The organism is Thioalkalivibrio sulfidiphilus, assembly GCF_000377945.1.
Classification (GTDB): domain Bacteria; phylum Pseudomonadota; class Gammaproteobacteria; order Ectothiorhodospirales; family Ectothiorhodospiraceae; genus Thioalkalivibrio_A; species Thioalkalivibrio_A sulfidiphilus_A.
On the sequence record NZ_KB898979.1, the window covers coordinates 1 to 6,085 of the forward strand.

General features: G+C 65.0%; 11 protein-coding genes. 4 read left to right on the forward strand and 7 right to left on the reverse strand.

What is annotated here, in order from left to right:
* The 4 genes from D580_RS16450 to D580_RS0114725 form a co-directional block, all read right to left on the reverse strand.
* A partial coding sequence (locus D580_RS16450; RefSeq protein WP_155999870.1) for a DUF4372 domain-containing protein occupies window positions 1-112 on the reverse strand: 112 nt, incomplete at its 3' end.
* Window positions 113-248: 136 nt separating this feature from the next.
* Complete coding sequence (locus D580_RS15910; RefSeq protein ID WP_018955123.1) at window positions 249-698, reverse strand: hypothetical protein; 450 nt, start codon at window positions 696-698, stop codon at window positions 249-251.
* Window positions 699-739: 41 nt separating this feature from the next.
* Window positions 740-1,678 (reverse strand): stomatin-like protein, encoded by a 939-nt coding sequence (locus D580_RS0114720; protein WP_018955124.1) that lies wholly within the window; start codon window positions 1,676-1,678, stop codon window positions 740-742.
* A 45-nt stretch (window positions 1,679-1,723) separates the two neighbouring features.
* On the reverse strand, window positions 1,724-2,185 hold the full coding sequence (locus D580_RS0114725; RefSeq protein ID WP_018955125.1) for an NfeD family protein: 462 nt from the start codon (window positions 2,183-2,185) through the stop codon (window positions 1,724-1,726).
* A 125-nt stretch (window positions 2,186-2,310) separates the two neighbouring features.
* Between D580_RS0114725 and D580_RS16915 the strand changes: the two genes are divergently transcribed.
* Both D580_RS16915 and D580_RS15755 read left to right on the forward strand, forming a co-directional pair.
* Entirely contained in the window at window positions 2,311-2,505 is a 195-nt protein-coding gene (locus D580_RS16915; RefSeq protein ID WP_231363572.1) for a patatin-like phospholipase family protein, read from the forward strand.
* Entirely contained in the window at window positions 2,490-2,819 is a 330-nt protein-coding gene (locus D580_RS15755; protein WP_026290025.1) for a hypothetical protein, read from the forward strand. Before D580_RS16915 ends, D580_RS15755 begins: the two co-directional genes overlap by 16 nt.
* Here the strand turns inward: D580_RS15755 and D580_RS0114740 are convergent.
* Window positions 2,782-3,345 carry a YaeQ family protein gene (locus tag D580_RS0114740; RefSeq protein WP_018955126.1) on the reverse strand — a complete coding sequence of 188 codons (564 nt, stop codon included), beginning with the start codon at window positions 3,343-3,345 and terminating at the stop codon, window positions 2,782-2,784. The two genes, D580_RS15755 and D580_RS0114740, sit on opposite strands and share 38 nt — an antisense overlap.
* 150 nt (window positions 3,346-3,495) lie before the next feature.
* Window positions 3,496-4,818, reverse strand: coding sequence for a nucleoside recognition domain-containing protein (locus tag D580_RS0114745; RefSeq protein WP_018955127.1), 1,323 nt, complete (start codon window positions 4,816-4,818; stop codon window positions 3,496-3,498).
* A gap of 41 nt (window positions 4,819-4,859) precedes the next feature.
* Between D580_RS0114745 and D580_RS0114750 the strand changes: the two genes are divergently transcribed.
* Both D580_RS0114750 and D580_RS0114755 read left to right on the forward strand, forming a co-directional pair.
* Window positions 4,860-5,219 carry a YajD family HNH nuclease gene (locus tag D580_RS0114750; protein WP_018955128.1) on the forward strand — a complete coding sequence of 120 codons (360 nt, stop codon included), beginning with the start codon at window positions 4,860-4,862 and terminating at the stop codon, window positions 5,217-5,219.
* A gap of 98 nt (window positions 5,220-5,317) precedes the next feature.
* Window positions 5,318-5,701 (forward strand): YchJ family protein, encoded by a 384-nt coding sequence (locus D580_RS0114755; protein WP_018955129.1) that lies wholly within the window; start codon window positions 5,318-5,320, stop codon window positions 5,699-5,701.
* Between the two features lie 127 nt (window positions 5,702-5,828).
* Here D580_RS0114755 and D580_RS0114760 read toward each other — a convergent pair.
* Window positions 5,829-6,085: transposase (locus tag D580_RS0114760; RefSeq protein ID WP_026290026.1), on the reverse strand; the 257-nt coding region annotated here is incomplete at its 5' end.

The following is a 6,085-nucleotide window of genomic DNA, read 5'->3' on the forward strand; positions in this document are numbered from 1 at the left end:
AAGGAAATGTCCTGACGCGGTGATCTCCGCCATAGCGTGTGACGATGCGGGCGAAAGTCGTCCAAGGCAGAAAGTCCATCAACTGCGCGAACAAGGTCTTTCCGGTGTACATAGGGGGTCCTCGATGGAATACCCCTTGTACGATCCCTTGAACACGACCTCGCGCTCAAGTCGACACCACCAATTTTCAGAAAAATATGACTAAAAGTCATATTGTTATGCGAATATGCATCAGAGTTAACCGGACACTAGTGGGGGACACTGTTTCCTTTGAATATTGAATCTTGAATGTTGAATTGGATTCCATGCGCGAAGGCCTCCCAGCCCAGCCGCTGCAGCAGCGCGCTGAAGGACTCCGGCAGCGGGGCGTGCAGGTTCAGTGCCTCACCCGTTGTCGGGTGTCGCAGGGACAGGTGGCTGGCGTGCAGCAGCAGGCGCTCCACGCCGAAATGTTCCCGGAACAGCCGGTTGTGCCGGCCCTCGCCGTAGGTGGTATCACCCGCCAGGGGATGGAAGATGTGCTTGAAGTGGCGCCGGATCTGGTGGCGTCGTCCTGTGTCCGGTGTGATCTGCACCAGTGAATAGCGGGCCACGTCCCGGGAGATGGGGCTTCGGTGCACCAGCATCTGTTCCGGCTTGTTGATGGCCACCAGGTCGTCGTCCTGGTGGAGGATCGTGAAAGGCGTGGCGGTGTGCATGGGGAAACCGGCACGGCCTTGCGGCCGTGCCGGTGGGGGCGTCAGGGCTTGCTGGTGCCCACGTTCTGCAGGATCTGGGACAGGCCCGCCACGGCGCCGCCGATATTGCTCAGCTCGGCGGGCAGGATCAGGGTGTTGCCTTCCTTGGCCAGTCGTCCGAACTCGCGAACGTACTGCTCGGCGATGCGCAGGCTCACCGCTTCCTTGCCGCCGGGCTGGTTGATGGCGGTGGCGATGCGCTCGATACCCTGGGCGGTGGCGGCGGCCAGCATCTGGATCTCCCGGGCCTTGCCCTCCGCCTCGTTGATCTGCTTCTGCTTCTCCGCCTCGGAGAGGTTGATGATCTGCGCCTTTTCGCCCTCGGAGATGTTGATCTTCTCCTGACGCTCACCCTCGGAGCGGGCCACCACGGCGCGGCGCTCGCGCTCGGCGCGCATCTGCTGTTCCAGGGCGTCGTTGATGGTGGTGGGCAGCAGGATGTCGGCGATCTCGTAGCGCATCACCTTCACGCCCCAGGGCTGGGCGGCGTCGTCCACCGCCTTGACCACCTCCTCGTTGATGCGCGCGCGCTCCTCGAAGGTCTTGTCCAGCTCGATCTGGCCGATGATGGACCGCAGCGTGGTCTGGGCCAGGCTCATGGCGGCGAAGCGGTAGTCGGAGATGCCGTAGCTGGCGGCCTGGGCGTCGAGCACCTGCAGGTACAGCACGCCGTCCACGGACACGGTGATGTTGTCCTTGGTGATGCACTGCTGCTTGGGCACGTCCAGGGCCTCTTCCTTCAGGGTCTGCCTGTAGGCCACCCGGTCGATGAACGGGATCAGGATATGAAAGCCGGCGTCCAGGGTGCGCGAGTAGCGGCCCAGGCGCTCGACGATGTAGGCGGAACGCTGGGGCACGATCTGCGCCGTCTTGACCAGCGCCACCACCACGATGGCGAGGATGATCAGGGAAATGATGGTCGTGATGCTGATGCCGTCCATGTAACGGATCCTTTTGGCGTGTTGAAGTGAGTTGTTGTTGTGTGATTACTGGCCGGGCGGGCGCGGGCTCACCTGCAGCACCAGTCCGCGCCGCCCGGTGATCCAGACATGCTGTCCGGCGCTGACCGGCTCGGCGGACTCCGCGTTCCAGCGCGCGCCGCTGTAGTGCACCAGTCCGCCGCCATCGACGAAATCCTCGCTGGCCACCACCTGGGTGCCGACGGGCAGCACCTCCACCCCGTGCTGACCTGTGCTGGATGTGCCCTGGAACCAGGCCTTGAGCCGGTTGCGGGTGAGCAGCAGCAGGACCGCGCCCAGGGCGGCGAACAGCAGGATCTGCACGTTGAAGGAAAGGTTGAATCCCAGGAACAGGATGACGGCCACCACGATGGCGGCGGCGCCGAAGAAGATGGCGATGATGCCGGGGAAGACGAATTCGGAGAAGATCAGCAGTACGCCCAGCAGGAACCAGAGCGATGCGGGTGTGACAGTCCAGTCGATGTTCATGGGGCCGGGTCCCTGGGAATTGAATGAGGCCCGGGCATTATCCTGTGGAGCTGCGCGCCCGACAACCACCCGGACGGGGTGGTTCGGGCGGGCCCGCGGGCATCAGCCCCTGCGGATCAATGCTTGTGACGGTAGCTGATGCGGGGTTCGCGGTACTATTCAACCCCCTGCAGGTGGTGGCTACCGACATGTGGACCCGTGAACCGGTGGTGCTGGAGGCGGGTGAACTCTGGCCGGCGGTGCAGGCCAGCATGGCCGTGCCCGGGCTGTTCCCGCCGGTGAGACTGGGCGAGCGTTACCTGGTGTGGATGGGGGCCTGACCAATCTGCTGCCCTATGACCTGCTGTTTGCGGACTGCGACCTGACCATCGCCGTGGACGTGCTCGGCACCCGCACCGTGGACAGTTCCCGGGATCCTTCCTATTTCGATACCAGCTTCAACACCTTCCAGGTGATGCAGACGGCGATCCTGGAGGAAAAGCTCAAGCGTCTGCAGCCGGATTTCCTGGTGCGTCCCGAGATCAAGGATGTGCGGGTGCTGGAGTTCTATCGCTTCGCCGAGATCTTCGAGCAGGCGCGCCCCGCCCTGGAGACATTCAGGCGTGATCTCGCCCTGCGCCTGGGGAGATCATGAGGGTGACCGGCTCCACCTGCAGGGTGGTCTCGCCGCTGCTGAACCAGGCCACGCCATCCTGAATGCTGCACTGGATCTGCATGCTGCGTTCGGCCAGGGCCGCCAGTGCCTGGGTGGTCTCCTGGGGCAGCCAGAGCACGGTGAGGTTGCTGAGCTTCTCGAGCTTGTCCCGGTTCAGGTTCCACCAGGTCTGTGCCGTGCGACCGTAGCTCAGCACCACCACCTGCGTGGCCCGTCCCCAGGCCTTGCGCAGATCCCGTTCATCCGGCGTGCCCACGTCGATCCAGCGCTGAATCAGTCCGGTCAGATCCTGCTCGTAGAGGTCCGCCTCGTCATCCGTGGACAGGCCCTTGCCGAACTGCAGCCCTTCGCTGGCAAACAGCGCGAAGGCCAGCACCCGCACCATCATGCGCTCGTCGGTCTCGGAAGGGTGGCGCGCCAGGGTCAGCGCGTGTTGCCCATAGTAGTGCCGGTCCATGTCCGAGACCTGCAGTTCCGCCTTGAAGATCGTGGCCTTGAGTGCCATGGGTTTTGCCTTGTTGTCTGTGTTAGTCAAGTCTTGAAAAGCCTGGCCGCGAAGTTCGCGAAGGTCTGCGCTAAGGACGCGAGGTCAGTTTTATCAATGATCATTGCGTTCTTCGCGCCTTCGCGCCTTTGCGTTGAATCTTGTTCCGAGTTACATCACTGCCTGCCCGAACAGGAAGCTTACCGCGAACACCGCCGCGATGACGGCCACCAGGTCGGCGGTCAGCGCCGCGGGCAGGGCATGGCGCAGGCGGCGGATGCCCACGGCACCGAAGTACACCGCCAGCACGTAGAAGGTGGTCTCGGTGGAGCCCTGCAGGGTGGTCACCAGCAGGCCCACGTAGCTGTCCGGGCCGATGGCCGGGTCGTTGATGATGGAGGCCATCACCCCGTAGGCACCGGAACCGGACAGCGGCCGCAACAGGGCCATGGGCAGGGCCTCCGCCGGCAGTCCCAGTGGGCCGGTGATCGGCCCGAGCAGGGCCACGAAGGCGCCCAGTGCGCCGCTCGCCCGCAGCATCCCCACCGCCACCAGGATGGCGACCAGGTAGGGGATGATGCGCACCGCCACCTGGAAGCCTTCCTTGGCCCCGTCCACGAACACCTCGTAGATGCGCACGCCGCGCAGCAGGCCGAAGGCGAGGAAGCCCATGACCAGGCTCGGGATGATCCAGGGTGCAATGGCCTGGCCGTAGAGCACCGAGAGCGGGATCAGGGCCACGAAGCCCAGCAGGGCGAGTCCCGAGACCCAGGCCGGATAGGCGCGTCCGTCGTCCTCGGGAAGCGGGGTGTCCTCGGTACGCTCCGGCAGGGCCTGATCCGGTGACGAGGGTGTTTCCTGTTCCGCCGCAGGCGCTGCGGGCAGAGGCGGCAGGGGCGCGAAGCGCCGGTACAGGAACGCGGCGCTGATGCCGGCGACGGTCGCGCACAGGGTGGCGAACAGGGTGGTGGGCAGGATGGCCGCCGGGTCCGAGGAGCCGGCGGCGGCGCGGATGGCGATCACCCCGGTGGGCAGCAGGGTGACGCTGGAGGTGTTGATGGCCAGGAACAGCACCATGGAATCGCTGGCCACGCCGGGGCGGGTGTTGAGCTGGTTGAGCGCCTGCATGGCGCGAATGCCGAAGGGCGTGGCCGCGTTGCCCAGGCCCATCATGTTGGCGGAGAGATTGAGGATCATGGCGCCCATGGCCGGGTGGTTGGGCGGCACGTCCGGGAACAGGCGCACCATCAGCGGCCGGATGAGCCGGGCCAGGATCGCCAGCAGGCCGCCGGCCTCCGCCACCTTGATCAGGCCCAGGAACAGGGTCATGACGCCGATCAGGGCGATGGCCAGTTCCACGGCACCGCCGGCGGCGTTGATCACGCCACTGGTGAGTTGCGCCATGGGCGCCTCGCCCGCACCGTCCCAGCGCAACTGGTGCCAGGCGGCACTGGCGAAGGCGATGGCCACCAGGGCGAAGAAGATGATGTTCATGCGACGGGATTATACTTGGGCGTGAGACAAGGAGATCGGTGATGGCAGACTCAAAGCTGGATCGTGTGGTGGCGCAGGCGCGGCGTGAGGCGCTGGAGCGGGGGCAGGGGTACCGGGAGCAGGCACTGAAGATGTACCCGTGGGTGTGCGGGCGTTGCGGGCGCGAATTCACCCGGGCCAACGTGCATGAACTGACCGTGCATCACCGCAACCACGATCACGACTTCAACCCGCCCGATGGCAGCAACTGGGAACTCTTGTGTCTCTACTGCCACGACAACGAGCACCAGCGTCTGCTGGAGGCGGCGGCCAATCCCACGGGTGTGAAGGGCGGCAAGGCATCGGGCGCCACCCATTCGCCCTTCGCCGGATTGAAGGATCTGCTGAAGAAGGACGAGTAGGAGGCCCGACTTCGGGCCGAACAGCGGCGGCCTGTTCGGGCTGCGGTGTTCGCGGCGGGGTCGCCGCTCCTGCGGGCAAGCCGACGATGAGACGATCTATGAATCACGAACCCTGTCCCTGCGGCAGCGGCAAGGCCTACGAGACCTGCTGTGGTCCCTATCACGCCGGCGAGGCCTTGCCCGAGACGGCGGAGCAGCTGATGCGTTCCCGCTACAGCGCCTTCGTGCGCGGTGACGCGGACTACCTGCTGGCCACCTGGCACAGCAGCACCCGGCCGGCGAGCCTCGATCTGGATGCGCGGGTGAAATGGCTCGGGCTCAAGGTGCACGCCGCCACGGCAGGTGGTCCCGGTGATGAATCAGGGACCGTGTCCTTTGTCGCCCGCCACAAGATCGGCGGACGCGCCTACCGGTTGGAGGAGACCAGCCGCTTCGTGCGCGAGGCGGGGCGATGGGTCTATGTGGATGGGGATGTGAGCTGACCGGACGGGCCGTGCCCGCCGCCCGGAGATCCGTTCGGGTGCTGATCGGCGGCCATGGGCCGCCCTATGGTTGAGTGGAGCCTGCAGCGATTCTCATCCAGTCGCCCCGTAGATACTCCGTTCCCAGTCAAGCCTTAGCAATGTGTTGATCGCTAAACAAAGCCGAGGCATCGAAGGGTTTGCCGGTTTTGATGCACGCCCACAGTCCGGTGAGGTACTTGCGCATCACGGCGCACAGAGCCTGGATTTTTTTCTTGCCGCGGGCGACAAGTGCCTCATAGAACGCCTTGGCCCGGGGCTCGTGCCTGATGGCCGCCATGGCCGGCATGAACAGTGCAGAGCGCAGGTAGGCATTACCAGCCTTGCTCAGCCGTCCCGGCTTGT

Excerpts from the sequence above, each read along its gene's own strand:
- D580_RS15910 (WP_018955123.1), bottom strand. The coding sequence starts at position 698 with ATGCACACCGCCACGCCTTTCACGATCCTCCACCAGGACGACGACCTG.
- D580_RS0114720 (WP_018955124.1), bottom strand. The coding sequence starts at position 1,678 with ATGGACGGCATCAGCATCACGACCATCATTTCCCTGATCATCCTCGCC.
- D580_RS0114725 (WP_018955125.1), bottom strand. The coding sequence starts at position 2,185 with ATGAACATCGACTGGACTGTCACACCCGCATCGCTCTGGTTCCTGCTG.
- D580_RS0114740 (WP_018955126.1), bottom strand. The coding sequence starts at position 3,345 with ATGGCACTCAAGGCCACGATCTTCAAGGCGGAACTGCAGGTCTCGGAC.
- D580_RS0114745 (WP_018955127.1), bottom strand. The coding sequence starts at position 4,818 with ATGAACATCATCTTCTTCGCCCTGGTGGCCATCGCCTTCGCCAGTGCC.
- D580_RS0114750 (WP_018955128.1), top strand. The coding sequence starts at position 4,860 with ATGGCAGACTCAAAGCTGGATCGTGTGGTGGCGCAGGCGCGGCGTGAG.
- D580_RS0114755 (WP_018955129.1), top strand. The coding sequence starts at position 5,318 with ATGAATCACGAACCCTGTCCCTGCGGCAGCGGCAAGGCCTACGAGACC.